This window comes from Kribbella swartbergensis (genome assembly GCF_054784135.1).
Map to the genome: position 1 here is coordinate 510 of NZ_BAAGPM010000032.1, position 247 is coordinate 756.

General features: G+C 54.7%; 1 protein-coding gene. It reads left to right on the top strand.

Annotation, left to right across the window (positions count from 1 at the left end; all coding sequences use genetic code 11):
• A partial coding sequence (locus tag ACYVOK_RS29090) for an HNH endonuclease (RefSeq protein ID WP_460665758.1) occupies nucleotides 1–247 on the top strand: 247 nt, incomplete at both ends.

The window sequence follows — 247 nt, forward strand, 5'->3', positions numbered from 1 at the left end:
AGTTTCCAAAGTCCGTAAAGAGCAAGGCTGCCGAGCAAACCAAAGGACATTGCGAGCAGTGCGAGAAGAAGCTCCGTGTAGGCGAATTCCACTATGATCACCGTGTTGCTGATGGGCTGGGTGGTACGCCAACGCTCGACAACTGCATGGTACTGTGCCTGCCTTGCCATAAGGACAAGACCCACCTGCATGACAATCCGATCATGCAGAAGGCCGATCGGCAACGTAAAGCCGTCGCGCAGGGTAT